Origin of the sequence: Micromonospora sp. NPDC050980 (assembly GCF_040653835.1) — a bacterium.
Lineage (GTDB): Bacteria > Actinomycetota > Actinomycetes > Mycobacteriales > Micromonosporaceae > Micromonospora.
Genome location: NZ_JBFAGS010000032.1, coordinates 1 through 20,878, shown reverse-complemented (window position 1 = coordinate 20,878; position 20,878 = coordinate 1). Strand labels below are relative to the sequence as shown.

The window sequence follows — 20,878 nt, the reverse complement described above, 5'->3', positions numbered from 1 at the left end:
GCGCCACCCGGTGCTCCGACCCGGCCGGGTCATTGTCGGCATGTGCTGACCACCGGCCCCCGGTGTCCCGCAAATCCGGGACGGCCGCCCGACGCCGGGAGCCGCTAGCGTCTGCCCTGTCCCCGCGACAACCCTGACGAAGGAGGCGCGAGCGTGCCGACGCCCACGTCCGCCCCGACGGTTGCGAGCATCGAAACCGCTGTGCGCTCGGTCACCGCTGAGGCCCTGAACCTGCCGGACGTTGCGCCGGAAGACAACCTGCTGGAGCTCGGGGTCGACTCACTGGTCGCCACCTGGATCCTGGCCGAGCTGCGCACCCGGCTCCTGGTCGAGATCCCGCTCATCGACGTGTTCGAGAGCGTCAACGTCCGTGCCTTCGCCGAGCACATCAGCGACCTCATCGCCGAGGTGGAGCACTGACGGTGGGTACCCCCGGCACGTTCCCGTACGACAGCGGCCTCCATCCGGCCGGCTACACGTCGCGGCTCTGGACGATGCGCCAGCTTGCCGGCCTGCGCACCGCAGCGGCCACCAACGAGCGGTTCCGGTACCTGCTGGACATGGGGGAGACCGGACTGTCTCTCGCCTTCGACCTGCCGACGCAGCTCGGTCTCGACCCGGACGCCCCGGCTGCGGAGGGTGAGGTGGGACGTACGGGGGTGTCGGTGGCCACGGTCGACGACTTGGCCGAGGTCTTCGACGGGATTCCGCTCGACAAGGTGTCGGTCTCGTTCACCATCAACGCGACGGCGCCCGTACTGCTGGCGATGTGGATCGTGGTCGCCGAGGAGTCCGCGGTCGATCCGGTGAAGCTGCGCGGCACCCTGCAGAACGAGATGCTCAAGGAGTTCCTGGCCCGCAAGGCGTTCATCTACGACCTCGACACCAGCATGCAGTACGCGTTGGACGTGATCGAGTACTGCACGGGGGAGCTGCCGGGAGTGAATCCGGTCTCGATCTCCGGCGGGCACGCCCGCGAGGCCGGCGCCGACGCCGCGCTGGAGGTCGCCTGCGCGTTGGCGAGTGTCGACGCCTACCTCGGTGGGATGGTCGACCGCGGCTTCCCCGTCGACGAGGTGGCCCGCCGGTTCAGTTTCGTCTTCGGCACCGACATGGAGCTGCTCAAGGAAGCGGCCAAGTTGCGAGTGGCGCGGCGCCGTTACGCCGAACGGATGCGGGATCGCTGGGGAGCGACCGACCCACGCGCCATGAAGCTGCGGACCCAGGTGAACACGTTCGGCTCCGCGCTGGCCTTCCAGGAGCCCCTCAACAACATCGTCCGGGCCACCGTCCAGGCGATCGCGGCGATCCTCGGTGGAACCCAGTCCCTGCATGTTTGCAGTTTCGACGAGGCTCTGCAGACCCCCGGGCCGCTCGGTGCCCGGATCGCGCTGCGTACCCAGCAGATCCTCGCCTCGGAGACGGACCTGGCACGTTACGCCGATCCTTTGGGCGGCTCCCGGGTGGTCGAGCAGCTCGTGGCGGAACTCGGTGCGGAGGTCGACGACTGGCTGCGCCGCATCGAGCAGCGCGGCGGCGTCGTGGAGTGCATCCGCACCGGTTGGCTCGAAGGCGAGATCGAGCAGCTGGCGTACCTCGACCCGGGGCCGGTCGTCGGTGTGACGGACCCCCAGGTCTCGGCGTCGGAGGATGCTCTCGTAGCCGCGGAGCGGCACCAGGTCGTCGGGCACGGACGCGCGGTGCGGCGGCCGGCGGCCGAGGACGAGCTTCGTCGGGTCCGGGACGACGCGCGCGCCGGACGGAACGTGATGCCGGCGCTGATCGACGCGGTACGGGCGCGAGCCACGATCGGGCAGCTGCGCGAGGCGATGCAGCCGCCGGCAAGGGAGGAGCGGGCATGAGCGACCTGATTGACGCGGTGCGGCAGGGTGCGGACGGCCGGACGCTGGCCGCCTGTCCGCTGCCGGAGGCTTACCGGGCCATCCATCTGCGCCGTCAGGACGAGCGGCTGTTCGACGGGGAGAGCGAGCGCGACGTGCGCCGCACCCTGCACCTGGGCGACGTGCCGATGCCGGAGATCGCGCCGGACGAGGTGCTCGTGGCGGTGATGGCGTCCGCGGTCAACTACAACACCGTCTGGTCGGCGATGTACCACCCGATCTCGGGCTTCCGGTTCCTCCAGCAGTTCGGTCGGCAGGGCGGATGGGCCGCCCGACACGACCGTGACTATCAGGTGATCGGCTCGGACGCGGCCGGCGTGGTGGTCCGGGTGGGCAGTGCGGTACGACACTGGACGCCGGGCGACCACGTCGTGGTGAACCCGCCGTACATTGACGAGCAGGATCCGGCCGCCCAGCAGGACGGGATGCTGACCAACAGCATGCTGGCGTGGGGGTTCGAGATCAACTTCGGCGCCTTCGGGGAGTTCTGCGTCGTCCGGGCCAGTCAACTGCTGCGCAAGCCGGCGCACCTGTCCTGGGCGGAGGCGGCCTGCAACACCCTCTGCCTCGGCACCGCGTACCGGATGCTGATCAGTGACCGGGGCGCGCGGATCAAGATGGGTGACATCGTGCTCGTGTGGGGTGCCGCCGGCGGCCTCGGCGCGTACGCCGTCCAGCTGGTGCGACAGGCCGGCGGCATGGCGGTCGGCACGGTCAGCTCGCCGGACAAGGTCGAACTGCTCGAGCGCCTCGGCTGTCATCTCGTCGTCGACCGTAACGAGGTCGGAATGCACGAAGGCGCCGCCGGTAGTTCCTCGTCGTGGAAGGCGCTGGGCTCGATTATCCGCCGCCGCTTGGGGGAAGATCCGCACGTGGCCTTCGAGCACGTCGGCCAGGCCACCTTCGACACCTCGGTCAACGTTATCCGGCGTGGGGGGGCGGTGGTCACCTGCGGGTCGAGCAGCGGTTACCAGCACCACTACGACAATCGCTACCTGTGGATGAAGCTGAAGCGGGTGATCGGCAGCCACGGTGCCAACATCCAGGAGGCGTGGGAGGCGAACCGCCTGCTCAACCTCGGACTCGTCGTGCCGACGCTGTCCACGGTGTACCGGTTCGAGGAGACGCCCGAGGCGACGCGTTCGGTGCAGCTCAACCAGCACGAGGGCAAGGTGGGTCTGCTGGTGCTGGCCGACGACGACGAGCAGGGTATCGAGGACCGGGACTTGCGGGAGCGGGTCGGTGAGGACCGGCTGCGGCTGTTCCGCGAGCACGCGGGAGCGAAAGTGCCGACGGCGTGAGCACGCGGACCGTTCCAGCGGCGTTCGCCGCGCGGGTGGTCACCGCGCCCGACACGGTCGCGGTGGCGGCGGCCGACGGGATGTTCAGCTACGGCGAGCTCGACGCGTACGCCGAGGGGATCGCCGCGGCGCTACGTCGCGCCGGCGTACGGGTCGGCGATCGGGTCGCGGTCTGCCTGGAGCGGTCGGCGGCGCTCGTCGCGACCCTGCTCGGTGTGCTCAAGGCGGGTGCGGCGTACCTGCCCCTCGACCCCCACGATCCGCCGCTGCGCCGGGCGGCGGTGCTCGCCGACGCCCGACCGGCTCTCGGTGTCACGGTCGGCGAGGACCTGCCCGGCCTGCCGATGATCACACCGACTTCGCCCGGCGCCAGCCCGCGCCGCCCCGACCCGAACTGCCATGCCGCGGGTGCCCCCGGACCGGAGGATCTCGCCTACCTGATGTACACGTCCGGCTCGACGGGGCGACCGAAGGGCGTCATGGTGCCGCACCGCGCGGTCGTCAACCTGGTCACCGCGCCGAATTACGTCGATATCGGCCCGACGGACCGGCTCCTGCAACTGGCCCCGACCGCTTTCGACGCGTCCACGTTCGAGATCTGGGGTGCCCTGCTCGGCGGGGCGCGGCTGGAGGTTGCCCCGCCCGGCATCCTTGGCCCCCGCGAGATCGCCGGGCTGGTCCGCGACCGCGGGATCACCGTGCTGTGGCTGACCGCAGCCCTCTTCCACCGGCAGGTCGACTTCGACCCGACGTCCCTGCGCGGGTTGCGCACCCTGCTGGCCGGGGGCGACGTCCTCTCCGTGCCGCACGTGCGCGCCCTCCGTGCCGCGCTGCCCGAGGTGACCCTGGTCAACGGGTACGGCCCAACCGAGACGACCACTTTCGCGCTGTGCCACCGGTTGAGCGCTGACGAACCGCTCACCACGGTGCCGATCGGCCGACCGATTCAGGGCGTACGGGTCGAGGTCCGCGACCCGGCCGGCGCGACGGTCACCGACGGGCAAGCCGGGGAGCTGTGGATCACCGGAGCCGGAGTCGCGTCGGGATACTGGGACCGCGATTCGCTGACCGCCGAGCGTTTCGTTCCGGACGAGACCGGGGCGCCCGCCACCTCGTTGACCTGGTCGAGCGGGACGGCGCGTCGCACCTGCTCACCGTCCCGTCGCTCTACCTGGCGATGCTGGACGCTGCAGTACCGGGGCAGCTGGACAGTCTGCGCACCGTGATCGTGGCGGGCGAGGCCGTCCCCGCCCGGGTGCCCGAGCTCCACCAGGAGCGGGTGCCAACGGCGGAGCTGGCGAACGAGTACGGCGTCACCGAGGCGACGGTCTGGAGTTCCCTATACCGCTGTCCTCCCGATCAGGTGCCGCACCCGCTGCCGATCGGTACGCCGATTCCCGGCACCGAGCTGCGTCTGCTCGACGACGCGCTGGACCGCTCACCGGCGGGCACCACCGGCGAGCTGGCGATCGCCGGCGCTGGCGTCAGCCGGGGCTACCTGGCGCGGCCGGCGCTCACCGCCGAGCGCTTCGTGCCGGACCCCTTCGGGCCACCCGGCTCCCGGATGTACCTGACCGGTGACCTCGCTCGCCTGGTGGCGGACGGGAACCTCCTGCTCGTGGGTCGCCGCGACGAACAGATCAAGCTGCGGGGCTTCCGGATCGAACCGCAGGAGATCGAGGCCGCCATCGTGGGCCGGCCGGACGTGCGGGAGGCGGCCGTGGTCGTCGTGGCCGACGGCGCGGGTGAGCCCCACCTCGGCGCGTACCTGGTACCGGCCGGCACCGGCCCGCTCGACCTCGCCGCGCTGCGTGACGCCCTGCGCGACGCCCTGCCCGAGTACATGGTCCCCACCGGTTACCTGGTGCTCGACGATCTGCCGCGGACGCCCAACGGCAAGGTGGACCGTGGCTGCCTGCCACCGATGGACCTGGCCGTCCATGTGGCGCGCGCCGAGTACGCGGGCGCCTCGGGGGAGGCCGAGGCGGTTCTTCTGGACATCTGGCAGGAGCTGTTCCAGATGCCGTCGATCAGCGTGCACGACGACTTCTTCGCGTTGGGTGGGCACTCGCTGCTCGCCCTGCATTTGCTCTCGCGAATAGAGGATCTCTTCGGTCTCGAGCTGCCGTTGCAGGCGTTGTTCGAGGCCCCGACGGTACGCGCTCTCGCCACTCTGGTGGCGGGCGCGCTGCCGGACCAGCCACACCCCAGCGCTACGGCGCACGAGCCAGGAGAGCGAGCGACGGAGTGACGACCACCATCGACCAGGCGGCCAGGGCGAAGGACGACGCCGACCCGCGCTCCAGGTACTGGTCCCTATTGTTCCGGTACATGCGCCTGGAGCGGCCACGGCTGGCCATCCTGGGTGTCCTCCTGCTCGCGGCGACCGCTCTGCAGGTTCTGACTCCGCAGCTCGTTCGGCACTACGTCGACCGTGCGGTTTCGGGCAGCGCGGTGCACACCCTGATGTGGGTGGCCGGCGCGTATCTGCTGGTCGCGCTCATGCTGCAGGTGGTACGCCTGGCGTCCGCATACGTCGGGGAAAGCGCCGCGTGGTCCATGACGAACGCCATGCGCGTGGACCTGACCAGCCACTGCATGGGTCTCGACATCCGGTTTCACCGGGAACACACGGCCGGCGAACTCGTCGAGCGGGTGGACGGCGACGTCACCGCGCTGGCCAAGTTCCTGTCGAGCGCCTTCCTGCTCATCCTCGGCAACCTGCTGCTGATCGTGGGCATCTTCGTCTCGCTGTTCCTCACCGACGCCCGCATCGGGGCGGTCCTCCTCCTCTACGCGCTCTGCGCGCTCGCTGCGCTGCTGGCCATCCGGTCGATCGCCACGGGACCGTGGACGATGGCCCGGGAGGTCAGCGGCAAGCTGCTCGGATTCGTCAGCGAGCGAGTGGCAGGCATCGAGGACATCCGGGGCAATCGTGCGGAGGGCCACGTCCTGCGCCAGCTCGACGAACTCAACGGCGACCTGACGCGCTGGCAGCGGACGGCGCGGGTCAGAACGAGTCTGATCTTCATCGTCATGCACGGCACCTACCTGCTCGGGTACGGCGGAGCTCTGGTGGTCGGCGGTTACCTCTACCGTGAGGGCCTGGCCTCGATCGGCACGGTCTACATGATCATCGCCTACACCAGCTACATCTACACCCCTCTGAACGAGCTGCGGTCGCAGATCCAGGAGCTGCAGCGGGCCAACGCCGGTGTACGACGGGTCAACGAGCTGTTCGCCGCACGGCCGTCGATCACCGACGGACCCGGCCTCGCGATGAGCACGGAGGCGCCCTCGGTGGCCTTCGACAGCGTCAGCTTCCGGTACGCCGACCACCTACCGATGTCTCTTCAGGACGTGTCATTCTCGTTGGGGTCGGGGCAGGTTCTGGGCATCATGGGCCGGACCGGCAGCGGCAAGACCACCGTCGCTCGGCTGGTCACGCGCATCTACGACCCGGTCAGTGGCGCGGTCCGGATCGATGGTCAAGACCTGCGGCAGGCGCGAGCCGACGACCTGCGCGGCCGCATCGGCATGGTGACCCAGGACGTGCAGCTCTTTCACGGCACACTGCGGGACAACCTGACCTTGTTCGACCCGGAGGTGGTTGACGAGCGCATCATCGCGGCGATCGAGCAGTTGGGCCTGCGTGAGTGGTACGCGCGTCTGCCCGACGGGCTCGACACCGTGCTCGCCTCCGGCTCCGACGACCTGTCGGCCGGTGAGGCGCAACTCCTCGGCGTGTGCCGCGTGCTGCTCCGCGAGCCCGCCCTGGTGATTCTGGACGAGGCGTCGTCCCGGCTTGACCACGTCACCGAGCAGTTCCTGAACCGGGCGCTCCGGGCCTTGGCCGTCGGCCGCACCACGATCGTGATCGCACATCGACCTACCACAGTCTCGCTGGTCGACCAGGTCCTCGTGCTCGAGGACGGCCGGGTCGTCGAGCATGGACCGCGGGAGAGCCTCCTCGCCGACCCCGATTCACACCTGTCGCGCCTGATGCTGCAGGTTTCTCAGGAGGACTTCGCATGAGTTTCCCGCAGTTCCTGTGGCGGCTGATCCGGCACCGGCCCTGGCTCTACGCGGCCTTCGTTACGCTGCTCACGGTCTTCCTGGTCGGCCGGTTGGTACCCGGCCTCATGGAGCGGGCCTTCTTCAACGCGTTGACCGAGCCCGTAGGGAGCGGTCTGAACCCGTGGGCCATCGTGGCCGTCATGGTGAGCCTGGAGCTGGCTCGCCTGACCGCCTCGCTCGGCTCGGACGTCGCGGAGGTCGTGTTCCGCTTCTCGGTGATGGGACGGCTGCGGCGCGGCCTGCTGCACCGGCTGCTGTCCCGGCCACGCGTGACGGCGCAGAACAGCTCGCTGAGCGGTACGCACAGCAGGTTCCGTGACGACGTCGAGGATGTCGGCACGTTCACCACCGCCCCGGTGACGCTGTTCGGTACTTTCTTGTTTTCCGTGATCGCCGTCATCCTGATGCTGCGGATCAACGCCCTGCTGACCTCGATCGTGGTGCTGCCGCTCATGCTGGTGGTCACCGTGGCGACGTTGGCCAACGCCAGAGTGGGCCGCTACCGTGCGGAGAGCCGTGAGGCCACCGCGCAGGTGGCGGAATTCCTCGGGGAGACGTTCCGTTCGGCCCAGAGCATCAAGCTCATGGGAGCGGAGCGGCACGTGCTCCGCCGGTTCCGGACGATGAACGACCAGCGGCGCCGGGCATCGGTGCGGGACGCGTTCTTCACCCAGGGGCTGGACTCCCTCTTCTACAACTCGGTGGATGTCGCGGTCGGCCTGGTGCTGCTCCTCGCGGCCGGGCCGATGACCCGCGGCGAATTCACCGTCGGTGACCTCGCCCTCTTCGACTACTACCTGTACTTCGTCTCCCGGCTGCCGATGAGCATCGGGTCCACGCAGGTGAAGTACCGCCAGGCCAAGGTGTCCGCGGAGCGCCTGGCGGCGGTCGACGAGGCAGATCTCGCGTGGCTGGCCACCGAGCCGCAGCAACGGGTGCCCAGCGACCGCGCCTCGATGCATGCGGGCCGGGCCGGCGGATCGCTGGAAGCCCTCAAGGTCTCCGGGCTGAGTTACCGCCACCCGTCCAGTGCCCGGGGCGCGGCGGGGGTCGACCTCTACATCCAGCGCGGCGAGTTCGTCGTCGTCACCGGCCCGGTCGGTTCCGGCAAGACGACAGTGCTACGGGCGCTGGTCGGACTCCTGCCCAGGGATGGTGGGACGATCCGCTGGAACGGCCAGCTGGTCGACGACCCGGCCAGCTTCCTGGTGCCGCCGCGAGTCGCCTACGTCCCGCAGGTGCCCAACCTGGTCAGCGACACGTTGCGCGAGAACATCCTGATGGGCGTCGACGCGGACGACGCTGAGCTGGCCGAGGCGATCCGGGTCGCGGCTCTCGACCGCGATGTCGCGGGGCTGCCGAGCGGCACCGACACCCTGGTGGGGCCGCTGGGCGCAAAGCTGTCCGGCGGACAGGCGCAGCGGGTGGCCATGGCGCGCGCCCTGGTACGCCGGCCGGATCTCCTGGTGGTCGACGACTTCGCCAGCGCGCTCGACGGCGAGACCGAACAGGCTCTCCTTACCCGGCTCGCGGTCGGGGAAGCCCCGACGGTGCTGGCCACTTCGCACCGGCCGGCGACGCTCGCCGCGGCCGACCGCGTCGTCGTGATGGCTGACGGGGTGGTGGTCGCGCAGGGTCCACTGGCCAAGCTGTTGTCTGAGAGCGAGGAGATGAAGGGGCTGTGGTACCAGTTTGCGGCCGAGGACGAGGGTGAAGGGCCGGGCAACGACAAGTCCGTCCAGTCGGCGCCGGCCACGTGAGCGGCGACGACGCTGGCGGCTGCGCGACTGTCCGAATCGGGGGTGGGAGGCGGTATGTGCGGAGTTGTGGGATGGCTGTCGTACGGCGTTGACCTGACGGCCGAGGGCGAGGTAATCACGGCGATGACCGACACGATGGCCTGCCGTGGCCCGGACGAGTGCGGTATGTGGTCAACTCCGCGGATCGCATTGGGGCACCGTCGTCTCGCGATCATCGACCTGGACGGCGGGCGACAGCCCATGGTGGAGCGCCGCGAGGACGGTGAGGTGCTGGTCGCTCTGACCTACAGCGGTGAGGTGTACAACTACCGAGAGTTGCGGCGCGACCTGGTCGGCCTCGGCCACACCTTCCGTACCAGCAGCGACACCGAGGTGGTGCTCAAAGCCTACCTGGCCTGGGGTGAGGGTCTCGTCGACCGGCTCAACGGGATGTACGCGTTCGCGATCTGGGACGCCCGCCAGGAGCGACTGCTGCTGGTGCGTGACCGGCTGGGCATCAAGCCGCTGTACTACGCCGATCTCTCGGGAGGGTTCCTGTTCGGCTCGGAGCCCAAAGCGATACTGGCGAACCCGCTGTTCCGACCCGAGATGGACGAGCAGGGGTTGCGGGTCGTGGTGTCGCCGGTCCGCCGGCCCGGCGACACCGTCTGGCGGCGCATGCGGGAGGTACTGCCAGGTAGCGTGGTCACCGTCGACCGGGGTGCCTGCCGTGCCCATGTCTACTGGCGGGTGCAGGCCGAGGAACACCTCCTGGATCGGGAACGCACGGTGGCCGAGGTGCGGGGGCTGCTTGAGGACATCGTCGAGCGTCAGCTGATCGCGGAGGTCCCGCTCTGCACGCTGCTGTCCGGAGGTCTGGACTCCAGCGCGATCACCGCCATCGCGGCCGGCCACCTGCGCCGGTCCGGCAACGAGCGGGTCCGGTCGTTCTCGGTCGACTTCAGCGGGCACGCCGAGCGATTCGTGCCGGACGAGGTGCGCCCGGACCCGGACGCTCCCTTCGTGCGGGCACTCGCCGAGCACGTGTCGAGTGAGCACACGGACGTGCTGCTGAGCAATAGCGACCTGATCGATCCGGCGGTATCGGCCGCCGTTCTGCGGGCCTTCGACCGGCCGCCGGCGCAGGGAGAGATGAGCTTCTCCCTGTACCTGCTGTTCCGGGCGATCCGGGAGAAGTCGACCGTCGCTCTGTCCGGTGAGGCAGCGGACGAAGTGTTCGGGGGGTACCGCTGGTTCCACGACCCGGCAGCCGTCGGCGCGGACACGTTCCCCTGGTTGGCGAGCACCCACCGCTTCCCCCGGTTCTCGCCGCTGCGTGAGGACATCGAGGCCCGCCTGGCGCTGGACGAACACATCGACGACCTCTACCGGGAGACGCTGGCGGAGGTCCCGCTGCTACCCGGGGAGCCGGCGGAGGACCGCCGGATGCGCGAGGTCACCTACCTGCATCTGAAGCACTATCTCGCCGTCCTGCTGGAGCGGAAGGATCGGCTGAGTATGGCGGTGGGCCTGGAGGTCAGGGTGCCGTTCTGTGACCACCGGCTGGTCCAGATGGTGTACAACGTCCCGTGGCGGCTGAAGACCTATGACGGGCGCGAGAAGAGCCTGCTCAGGGGTGCGGTCGCCGACCTGGTCCCTGAGTCGGTCGCGCAGCGCCGGAAGAGCCACTATCCGACGACTCAGGACTCCGCGTACGCGGCACTGGTGAGTCGGCAATTCAACCGTCTGTTGGAAACGCCGCAGGCACCCGTTTTCGAGCTGGTCGACCACAAGAAGGCCACCTGGTTGTCCAAGGCGTTGGCGGGCCAGAGGAGTAGTTTGCATGCCCGCCGCTCGCAGGAACTCGTTCTCGCCATACACGGCTGGCTGGAAATGTACCGCCCAATGCTGACCTTGTAGCGAAGTTTGCAACTCTGCCCTTGACAGAGGGTGGGGCGTACGTAAAAATATTGATGTACAGCTATCACGGGGGTGAGCTGGTTGGCAGTCAATAGCGTCTCTAATTCCGCTTCCAACGGTGCCGTACCCTGCGTCTTCGGCAGGGTGAAATAATGGCGGGGGCCGGTCAGTCGCTTCTTTATCCGAATTTGGTCGACCCTGAATTCCACGGAAGTGCGGACTTTCATTCCGTGTGGCGCCGGCTGCGCGCCGAGAACCCGATCCACTGGCATGCGTCCACCGAGTACCCCGGATTCTGGGTCCTCACCCGGTACGCCGACGCCCGCGCCGTCCTGCTGGATCACGAGACGTTCAGCTCCGCCCAAGGCATCCTGCTGCGTCCGCAGGGGCAGGGGGCGGACCCGGGCGGCGGCCGCACGCTCGCCCTCACCGATGCGCCCCGCCACGGCGCGCTACGCCGGGTCGTCGACTCCTGGTTCAACAAGCGGTCGGTGCGTGGGCTGGAGGAGATGATGCGCAGCGTCGTCGGCGGCATCGTCGACCGCGCGTTGCAGCAGGAGACCTGTGACTTCGTGGCGGACATCGCCGCGCCCCTGCCGGTGTACGTCATCTGTGCGCTGATGGGGGTGCCCCAAGCCGACCACGAACGCGTTTTCCAGCTGGCGAAGGAGGCGTTCGGGGCGGACACCGCACTGGCTCGCAGCGCGGCTCACCACCAGCTCCTGCGGTACTTCCTGTCCCTGTCCGGGAAGCGGGCCAGGGCCCCCCAGGACGACCTGGTGAGCGCCCTGGCGACGGCAACCGTCGACGGACGGCAGATGTCCCCGGAGGACGTGGTGCTGAACTGCGACAACCTGCTCGTCGGCGGCACCGAAAATGTTCGGCTGACGGCGGCAGGCGGGATGTTCACCTTCCTTCGGCACCCGGACCAGTGGGCCGCCGTGCGTCGTGATCCGAGCTTTTTGGCCAGCGCTGTCGAGGAAATCCTGCGCTGGACATCCACTCCTACGCATCTCATGCGCACCGCTATTCGGCCAACCATCCTGCGTGGGTTCTCCATTGCTGCCGGAGATCGAGTTACCTTGTGGGTTCCGTCAGCGAACCGCGACGAAACAGTATTTCCCGAACCGGATCGTTTCGACATTTCGCGACGTCCCAACCGTCACCTCTCCCTTGGGCTCGGAGAGCATTTCTGCCTTGGCTCGGTGCTCGCCCGGACGGAACTACGGATCCTTTTCGAGGAATTGGTCAGCCGGGTTGAGCGCGTGGAGCAGGCAGGTCCGGAGGTCCGGCTGCGCTCGATCGTGGTGGGCGGGCTTGAACGGCTTCCGGTGCGACTGACCCCGGCGGCGGTGGCCCGATGACCATCATCGACGGTCAGCCGGCACCCCGCGTCCTCGGCGTGCTTGGCGGAATGGGACCGGCAGCGGGTGTCGAGTTCCTGCGCGCCTTCGTCGACCGGTGGCCGGGCACCCGGGACCAGGACCATCCGCGGGTCGTGCTGCACTCCGAGCCGGGCATCCACGACCGTACAGCGGCCCTGCTCGGCACGGGACCCGATCCGACGCAGCAGATCCGGGCGGCGCTCCAGCGGTTGGCGGCCTCGGAGGTGGATCTCGTCGCGGTGCCGTGCAACACCGCCTTCGCGTTCATCGACCGCTTCGCCCACGACCTGCCCGTGCCGGTCGTCCACACGGTGGCCGCCACCGTGGTGGCCGCCGTGCGGTCCGCGCCCGCCGGGGCGTGGCTGCTGGCGACGCGAGGAGCGGTCTCCGCCCAGATCTACCAGGCGCGGGCGCGAGCCGTCGGCTACCGGTTGCTGGTGCCGGACCAGGAGTGCCAGCGGCGGGTCCAGGGCGTCGTCGACATCATCAAGGCCGGGGCGGTCGACCGGGCCGTGGACCCGTTCCTGCGGGTCGTCCGCGACCTGCACGCCCGACACCGAGCACCGCTGCTGTTCGGGTGCACCGAGTTGCCTCTCGTGTGGCGTGCGGCGGGACAGCCGGTCGAGGTCGTGGACAGCGTGGCCGCCCTGGCCGACGAGTGTGTGGCACGGCTGCGGGCCGGCGGGTCCGGTGGCGACCTGCTCGGCGCCGCGCTGGGCACGACGGTCGGCGAGTACGCCCGCCTGGCAGCCGCCGGGACGGGCCGCCGGCCGGTCCAGGCCGGTGTCCCCGTTCCCCGGACGGACATCCGACTGACGTGGGGAGCGGACGGTTCCGACCGTCCGAAGCCGGAAGGAAATGTCTGATGCGCTTCGATGTCGCCGTTGTCGGGCTCGGTTACGTCGGCCTCGCCCTGTCGCGTGTCGCCACCTCCAGCGGATTGCGGGTCGCCGGTTACGACATCCACGAGACGGTCGTGGATGAGCTGAGCCAGGGGCGGACGAGTGTCGACGACATCTCACCCGAGGACCTTCGGGCGATGGACGCCGCCGGCTTCGTCCCTACCACCAAGGCCGACGTGCTGGGTGACGCGGCGGCGGTGGTGATCTGCGTGCCGACGCCGTTGGCCGAGGATGGACGACCCGACCTGCTCGCGGTGCGCACGGCAAGCGCCACGGTCGGGAGCCAGCTCAGGCGCGGGATGCTCGTGGTGCTGGAGTCGACCTCCTACCCCGGGACGACCGAGGAGGTCGTCGGACCGATCCTGGAGCAGACCTCCGGACTGGTCGCCGGCCGTGACTTCCACCTCGCGTTCTCGTCGGAACGCGTCGATCCGGGCAACAAGCGCTTCGGGCTGGACACCACACCGAAGGTGGTCGGCGGCCTCACCCCGGAGTGCACGGCCGTGGCGGCGCGGTTCTACCGCAGGATGGTGCGCAGCGTCGTGCTGGCCAAGGGGACCCGGGAGGCGGAGCTCTCGAAGATCATCGAGAACACCTACCGGAACGTGAACATCGCCCTCATCAACGAGATCGCCAAGCTGGCGCACGAGCTGGGCATCGACGTGTGGGACGCGATCGACTGCGCGGCCACGAAGCCCTTCGGATTCCAGGCCTTCTATCCCGGTGCGGGACCGGGCGGGCACTGCATCCCCGTGGACCCGAACTACCTCGCCTTCCGCGCCAGGACGGCGGGTTCCGTGTTCCGCATCGGCGAACTCGCGCAGGAGATCAACAACGCCATGCCGCGGTACGTCGTGCAGCGTGCCATCCGGTTGCTGAACGCCGAGATGACGCCGGTCAACGGTGCCGAGGTGCTGCTGCTGGGCGTGAGCTACAAGCCCAACGTGGCCGACCTCCGTGGCGCTCCGTCCATCACCGTCGCCCGGCAACTACGCGCGCTGGGTGCGACCGTGTCCTACCACGACCCGTTCGTGGCGAACTGGACCGTCGACGGCGAGCCGGTCTCCCGCGAGACCGACGCCTCGGCAGCCGCGCAACGCGCCGACCTGACCATCCTGCTTCAGGACCACACCGTTTACGACCCCGCCGAGCTCGCCCGCACCACCCGGTTGCTGTTGGACACCCGGGGCCACACCCGACGGCACCTCCAGGACCGCCGCCGCGAGGTCCTCTGAGGACTGTCCGGTGTCGACCCGGTTGCGTGCTCGAACCTGTCGGCCAGACCGCACCGTCCGCGTCCGCTCCCAGAAGGAAGAGAACGCATGACCACCGTGATTCCGCCGGCCACCCGCGAGGTGGCCCACCGGTACTGGCTCAGCCGCCTGGCGGCCTTCCCGGGCGCCGCCCGGTTCGGCGTCGACCACCGCCGCTCGGCACCGGATCCGGACCGGTGGGGGCGGATGGAGTTCGCCCTCACGGGCGAACGGTACGAGGGACTGGTAGGAATCGCCGGCGACGACCCCCTGGACATCCACGCTGCTGTCGCGGCCGCGCTCTGCGTATGCCTATACCGCTACACCGGTCTGACCCCGGTGACGATCGGCAGCGCCCCACTCCGGCGGGACGGTGACCGGACCGGGGGCGGCGGGGACCCGCTGACCGTGCTGCTCGAAGTGCACGGGCGCCGTGCTCTGCGGGAACTGGTGCGGGACGCGCGAATCGCGCTCGACGAGGCGTACCGGCACCAGGACTACCGGATGTCTCCGCTCCTCGACGACCTGGGACTGAGCCCTCAGGACGCCGGCTGCCCCCTGTTCGACGTACTGCTGACCCAGTCCGGCACCCACGCGCCGGTGAGTGGGAGCGGAGCCGCGTTGGTCGTGTCCCTGTCCCGCCAACCAAACGGGGTGGCGGTCACCCTCGAGCACGACCGCGAGGTGCTCACCCCCGACGAGGCCCGCTGGATCCGGGACCATCTGCTCAGCATCATCGACGCGGGCCGGGCCGATCCCGACGCCACTGTCGCCGCCGCCGGCCAGCTGCCGGCCGAGCTGGTCCGCCAGTTGCTGAAGGAGTGGAACGGGCCGATCGACCCCGAGGTACGCGACGCGTGCCTGCACCACCTGGTCGAGGAGCAGGTCCGCGAGCGCGGTGACGCGGTGGCCGTCCGGGCCACCAGGAATCTCGGGTACGCGGAGCTGAACCGGCGGGCCAACCGCCTGGCACACCACCTGATCGCCTGCGTGGGTGTGCGGCCGGGGGACATCGTCGCCGTCGCCATGACGCGGTCCGTCGACCTCGTGACCTGCTTGCTGGCGGTACTCAAGACGGGGGCGGCGTACCTGCCACTCGACCCGGCCTACCCGGCGGACAGGTTGAGTTTCATGCTCGCCGACAGTGCGGCCGAGGTGCTCCTGACTGACGGCTGTGCCGACGGGAAACTGCCCGAGGCCGGGCTGACCGTCATCGGGTTCGACGCGGGGGAGCCGGAACTGTCCACCCACCCGGCCGACGATCCCGTCGTCGTCGTGACGCCGGAGAGCGCGGCGAGCATCATCTACACGTCGGGCACCACCGGGTCCCCCAAGGGGGTGGTGATGACCCACCGTGGGCTGGCCAACAGCATCCGGTGGGAACGGTCGACCTACCAGTTCGACGCGTCCGACCGGCTGCTCCACATGGCCTCGCCGAGTTTCTCTCTGGCGATCGTGGAGATCTTCGCCCCGCTGTGCGCCGGTGCCGAGGTCGTGCTGGCGCCCGAAGGGGTCGCGGTCGACGGGCCGGAGATAGCCGGCCTCGTCACGGATCTCGGCGTCACCGTACTGAGCGTCGTCCCGGCCGAACTGGCCTTTCTGCTCGATGAGCCCGCCATGCCCTGGACGCGGCTCAAGTGTGTGGTGACGGGGGCCGACATCCTGCCTGCGCCGCTGCTGGAGCGTTACCTGGCCACCTGCCCGTCGGTGCCGCTGTTCAACGTCTACGGAACCACCGAGACCTCGGTCGACGGCATCTTCTGGACCTGCCGGGCGGTCCCCGATCACGACACGGTCCCGATCGGCAGGCCGGTGACCAACACCACCGCGTACGTACTCGACGGGGACTACCAGTTGGCTGCGGTGGGCGTTCCCGGCGAGCTCTTCCTGGGGGGCGCTGGGCTGACCCGTGGCTACCTGAACCGGCCGGGGTTGACCGCCGAACGGTTCGTGCCGGATCCGTTCTCCCGGCACCCGGGCGCCCGGCTCTACCGCACCGGCGACATCGCGCGGTGGATGCCCAGCGGCTTCCTCGAGCTGCGCGGCCGTAACGACCACCAAGTGCAGATCCACGGCGTGCGGGTCGAGCTGGAGGAGGTGGAGGCGGTGCTCTGCCGGCACCCGGACGTCCGGCACGCGGCCGTCGCCGTTCAGCGCCTGGCCAGCGTCGCAGTCCCTGGCGACCAGGACTGGACGGCCCTGTTCGACGCGGTCGAGCCGGCCACCGCCGAACGGCTGCTGGCCGAGGTGGAGGCACTGGCTGACGGCTAGCGAACCCGAGCCAGAGCAACGCAGACGACAGCCCCCGAGCAGAGGCGGAGTTGCCATGACGACCCGTGATCAGACCGACTGCCCCAGCGATGCCCTGTTCCACCAGGAGTGCGCCCACCGTGCTCGATCCCGACCGGTGACGGAGGCTCTCGTCAGCCCCCTGCTGGACCTCAACCGGTCGTCGCCGGTGAACCCGATCACGGCGGATCAGGTACGGGACGCGCGGCTCGTGCTCAGCACGAGGGACCGGATGCTGGCCGGGGACGGCACGACCATGGCGGACGTGCTGGCGCTGCAGCGCACGGTGGTGGAACGGTTCCTCGCGGAGCGCCGCGCCTTCTTCGGGCCGGAGGAGTGCGCGCCGCTGCCGGAGGCTGACGTCCTCGCCAGGGAGGGCAGAGACGTCTTCATCGTCATCAAGTTCATGGACGAGGCACCCCACATCGCCGCCACTCTGCTGTCGTTGCTGGAGCAGAAGGACGTCGACCCCGGTCGGGTCGTGGTGCTGGGCGTGGACAACAACTCCACCGACGGGTCGGACAAGATTTTCCAGCGGATCGCCGCCGAACACACCACTCGGATGCGGCTCGTCTACCTCAACCAGAGCACCCCGGGCGCGGGCAACGCCGCGCGACTCGGCGTCGACCGCTCGATCGCCACGGTCCTGGCCATGTGCGAGGCGGACGGGGACTTCTCCCGGCTGCAGACCGCGGTCGTGGGCGTCTCGGACGGCGACACCGTTTACTCCCCGCATCTGCTGCGGGAGAGCCTGCGGATTTTTGACGCATGCCCGGACGTCGATGCCGTGATGCCTTTCCTGACGTACAAGTTCGCGGCCGCCCTGCGCATGTTCCAGGACTACGTGCCGTCGCCGTCGGTTCTGCCGGCCGTCACTGAGCCCGGGGCCGTGCCGGCCGTGCACGTCGATGTCGACCTCTCCGACGCCACCGCGTTCTCCGCCCTGCCCCGCTGGCGGCGACGCCTGGTGGCGCCGGACACGATCGAACTGGGCCGGGGAGTCGACGGGCCCACGGTCGAGGTTCCCCTCACCCAGCGGGAGCCGGGCGGCCGCCGGTACGGCGTCTGCCGGGACCGCCGCGGTGCCGCGGCCGTCGTGTTCGAGGACCGGACGTTGCTGCTGGAGCGTGCCCCGGTCTCGGGTTACGACGCGGCCCTGGTGTTCCTCGAGAACGGCGGGATACGTCCGGACGAGAAGTGGCGCTGGCACTCGCTCATCGGCCACGACCTCTTCCTCTACTGGGCCTTCGTCGGCATGGGCATCCCCGAAGAAGCGATCTTTCCGGACACCAGCGACGCCCTGAAGATGATCCGGGTATGGAGTTTCGCCATCGGCGGGCAGCATCAACTGCGACGGGCCGATCTTCGGATCGCGACCGGGAGCGACTACCAGTCGGGGCGGGTCCTGCAGGTGGTCGGGAACGTGGTGCGGCTCGGGCCGGCGGAGGCGTCGGCGGAGACCGAGATCGACCGGCTGATCAAGATGGTCTGCAACTTCGTGCGTCGCCAGCGGGTCTTCTACGGCGAGACCCGCGGCGGAGGCCTCGACCGGGCAACAGGCCTCTACGTCCACATGACGCGCATCCAGAGCGACATCGAGGCGGAGCTGCGCGGCTATCCCGACTCGGTGTTCGAGGAGATCGTCTTCCCGGAACGGGTGATCTTCCCGCTCCGGTGGATGCTCCAGAACCTCGTCCGTTTCGCCGTTCACGGCGGTCCCGCCGAAGCCCGGATCGTCCGGGAGCAGGTGCTGCCGACGATCTTCACGGGTGACGTGACGGAGCTGGCCGACCGGTGGTTCGGTCCGCAATCGCTGGGCGAGCCGGCACCGCACCACGTCGAGGCCGACCGGGCGGAGAAGGCCGCTGAACAAATCATCGGCCAGTACCACGGCGACCTGATGCGCTTCTACGTCCGCACTCTGGAGTCGTTCTTCGCTGCGCACCACGTCCCGGTCGAGTGCCATCGGTGGCTGCTGGACGGTGTATCGGAATCGCGCAACGCCATCAACGAGCCGCAGTCAAAGGTCCACCCCGCCGCGGTCTGGGACGGCAACGAGTTCGACATCGACGTCGATCGGGGCCAAGTGGTCCGCATGCGCGGGTCGGTGCATTCCGGCTGACGGGCCGCACTTTTCAAGAGATCACTGAAGGAGGCGTGAATCGTGAAGGTCAACGCGTGGAACGAATGGGATCCGCTGCGGCACATCATCGTCGGACGGGCCGACGGCACGGTAGTGCAGGCGGCGGAACCCGCGGTCTATCGGGACTGGCCGCAGGACGGGTTCCCGCAGGGCACCTGGGGTCCGCTCCCCGACGACATGGTCGCACGGGCCAACGAACAGCTCGACAACTTCGCCGAGTCGCTGCGCCGCCGGGGCGTCACGGTGGACCGTCCGCAGCCGCTGGACTTCAGCCAGCCGGTAGCCACCCCGGAGTGGACGCAGGACAGCCAGTTCGGCTGCATGCCCGTCCGGGACGTGCTCATCACGGTCGGCAACGAGATCCTCGAAGCCACGATGTCGTACCGCAGCCGCTGGTTCGAGTACCTCTGCTATCGACCGCTCCTGGAGTCCTACTTCCACGCCGACCAGGACATGCGGTGGGAGGCGGCACCGAAGCCTCGGCTCACCGACGCGTCGTTCCGGGCCGGTTTCTGGCCGGAGTACGAGTCGCTGCCGGACGACGAGAAGCTGGACCGGGTGCGTCGCAACGAACTCCTCCTCACCGAGGCCGAGCCGCTGTTCGACGCGGCCGACGTCGCGCGGTTCGGCAAGGACCTGTTCGTGCAGCTCTCGCTCGTGACGAACCAGAGCGGGGTGCGCTGGTTGCGCCAGCACTTCCCGTCGCACCGGGTGCACCCGGTCACCTTCGGCAACACCCACCCGTTGCACATCGACGCCACCTGGGTGCCGCTGCGGCCGGGGCTGGTGCTGCACTGCTCGGAACGTCCCGCCGACCCGGAGATGCTGCAGTACTTCAAGATCAACGATTGGGAGGTGGTGCCTGCGGCGCCGCCGCAGAAGACGTACGAGACGCTTCCACCGCTCTGCTTCTGCAGCCCGTGGCTGTCGATCAACGTACTCAGCATCGACGAGCGGACGGTCTGCGTGGAAGCCTCGGAGACCAGGCAGATGGAGCTGCTCGACCGGCTCGGTTTCGAGGTGCTGCCGGTCCCGTTCTGGGACGTCGCCCCGTTCGGCGGCGGGCTGAACTGCGCGACGGTGGACGTGTACCGGGAGGGTACCTGCGAGGACTACTTCCCGAAGCGCCATGGTCGTTTCTGAGGGCACTGCGACGACGGCCTGGGTCATCGGGGACGTCAGCGTGGAACGCGACCTGCCGGTACCCATGCCCGATGGTGTGGTGCTCCGCGCGGACGTGTACCGGCCGCCGGGACCCGGACCGTTCCCGGTCCTGCTGATGCGCACCCCCTACGACAAGACGGTGGCGCAGTCGGTCGCGTACCGGCATCCGGTGTGGCTGGCCCGGCACGGCTACCTCGTCGTCGTCCAAGACGTGCGCGGTCGGTACGCCTCCGGTGGCGACTTCGAGCCCTACCACCAGGAGGCGGACGACGGGGCGGCCACCGTCGAGTGGGCGGCGGCGCTAACCGGCGCGGACGGCCGGGTGGGCACCTACGGCTTCTCGTACGGCGGCGCGGTGCAGTTGCTGGCCGCTGCGGCGCGGCCGCGCGGGCTGGTCTGTGCCGCGCCCGCCTTCACCAGCAGCGACTTTTTCGACGACTGGACCTACGTCGGGGGGGCGTTCAACAACGCCTTCATCATCTCCTGGGTCATGCAGATGCTGGCCCTGCCCGACCTGCTCCGTGCCGGCGACGACGCCGCGGTCGCGGCGTTGGCCGAGCAGGCCACGCGGATCCCCGAGCTCTACCGCTCATGGCCCTTGCGTGACCTTTCGGTGCTGCGCAAGACCGGAGCGGCACCATACCTTTTCGAATGGCTGGCCCACGACACCCGGGACGAGTACTGGCGGCAGATCTCGATCCGGGACAGCAGCGTGCGACCCGGTTGGTCCTTGAGGCCCGTCGGGATCCGGCCGGCGCAATCGGCGCGATCCGGCGGATCGCCGACCAGCTCGGAGTCCACCCA

Annotated in this window: 15 protein-coding genes; all 15 read left to right on the top strand. The window is 69.4% G+C overall.

Annotated features, from left to right (window positions below):
• The first annotated feature begins 153 nt into the window (after positions 1 to 153).
• Complete coding sequence (locus tag AB0H28_RS27890) at positions 154 to 420, top strand: phosphopantetheine-binding protein (protein WP_358046352.1); 267 nt, start codon at positions 154 to 156, stop codon at positions 418 to 420.
• Positions 421 to 422: 2 nt separating this feature from the next.
• Positions 423 to 1,862, top strand: a complete 1,440-nt coding sequence (locus AB0H28_RS27885; protein ID WP_358046349.1) for a methylmalonyl-CoA mutase family protein — start codon at positions 423 to 425, stop codon at positions 1,860 to 1,862.
• Positions 1,859 to 3,202, top strand: a complete 1,344-nt coding sequence (gene ccrA, locus AB0H28_RS27880; protein ID WP_358046346.1) for a crotonyl-CoA carboxylase/reductase — start codon at positions 1,859 to 1,861, stop codon at positions 3,200 to 3,202. Before AB0H28_RS27885 ends, ccrA begins: the two co-directional genes overlap by 4 nt.
• The gene (locus AB0H28_RS27875) at positions 3,199 to 4,428 is read left to right on the top strand and encodes an AMP-binding protein (RefSeq protein WP_358046343.1); all 1,230 of its coding nucleotides are present in this window, start codon (positions 3,199 to 3,201) and stop codon (positions 4,426 to 4,428) included. Before ccrA ends, AB0H28_RS27875 begins: the two co-directional genes overlap by 4 nt.
• Positions 4,323 to 5,453, top strand: coding sequence for a non-ribosomal peptide synthetase (locus AB0H28_RS27870; protein ID WP_358046408.1), 1,131 nt, complete (start codon positions 4,323 to 4,325; stop codon positions 5,451 to 5,453). Before AB0H28_RS27875 ends, AB0H28_RS27870 begins: the two co-directional genes overlap by 106 nt.
• On the top strand, positions 5,450 to 7,237 hold the full coding sequence (locus tag AB0H28_RS27865; RefSeq protein WP_358046340.1) for an ABC transporter ATP-binding protein: 1,788 nt from the start codon (positions 5,450 to 5,452) through the stop codon (positions 7,235 to 7,237). The genes AB0H28_RS27870 and AB0H28_RS27865 overlap by 4 nt, the downstream gene beginning before the upstream one ends.
• Before the next feature lie 107 nt (positions 7,238 to 7,344).
• Complete coding sequence (locus AB0H28_RS27860) at positions 7,345 to 9,039, top strand: ABC transporter ATP-binding protein (RefSeq protein ID WP_358046337.1); 1,695 nt, start codon at positions 7,345 to 7,347, stop codon at positions 9,037 to 9,039.
• A gap of 54 nt (positions 9,040 to 9,093) precedes the next feature.
• A complete protein-coding gene (gene asnB, locus AB0H28_RS27855) occupies positions 9,094 to 10,938 on the top strand; it encodes an asparagine synthase (glutamine-hydrolyzing) (protein WP_358046405.1) in 1,845 nt (614 codons plus the stop codon).
• A 152-nt stretch (positions 10,939 to 11,090) separates the two neighbouring features.
• Positions 11,091 to 12,302 (top strand): cytochrome P450, encoded by a 1,212-nt coding sequence (locus AB0H28_RS27850; RefSeq protein WP_358046334.1) that lies wholly within the window; start codon positions 11,091 to 11,093, stop codon positions 12,300 to 12,302.
• On the top strand, positions 12,299 to 13,189 hold the full coding sequence (locus AB0H28_RS27845) for an amino acid racemase (RefSeq protein WP_358046332.1): 891 nt from the start codon (positions 12,299 to 12,301) through the stop codon (positions 13,187 to 13,189). Before AB0H28_RS27850 ends, AB0H28_RS27845 begins: the two co-directional genes overlap by 4 nt.
• Positions 13,189 to 14,460, top strand: a complete 1,272-nt coding sequence (locus AB0H28_RS27840; RefSeq protein ID WP_358046329.1) for a nucleotide sugar dehydrogenase — start codon at positions 13,189 to 13,191, stop codon at positions 14,458 to 14,460. The genes AB0H28_RS27845 and AB0H28_RS27840 overlap by 1 nt, the downstream gene beginning before the upstream one ends.
• Positions 14,461 to 14,547: 87 nt before the next feature.
• Positions 14,548 to 16,749: an amino acid adenylation domain-containing protein gene (locus tag AB0H28_RS27835; RefSeq protein ID WP_358046326.1), complete on the top strand. Its 2,202-nt coding sequence runs from the start codon at positions 14,548 to 14,550 to the stop codon at positions 16,747 to 16,749.
• A gap of 55 nt (positions 16,750 to 16,804) precedes the next feature.
• The gene (locus AB0H28_RS27830) at positions 16,805 to 18,889 is read left to right on the top strand and encodes a glycosyltransferase family A protein (protein WP_358046323.1); all 2,085 of its coding nucleotides are present in this window, start codon (positions 16,805 to 16,807) and stop codon (positions 18,887 to 18,889) included.
• A 42-nt stretch (positions 18,890 to 18,931) separates the two neighbouring features.
• Complete coding sequence (locus AB0H28_RS27825; protein ID WP_358046320.1) at positions 18,932 to 20,053, top strand: serine/threonine protein kinase; 1,122 nt, start codon at positions 18,932 to 18,934, stop codon at positions 20,051 to 20,053.
• 40 nt (positions 20,054 to 20,093) lie between these two features.
• A partial coding sequence (locus AB0H28_RS27820) for a CocE/NonD family hydrolase (RefSeq protein WP_358046317.1) occupies positions 20,094 to 20,878 on the top strand: 785 nt, incomplete at its 3' end.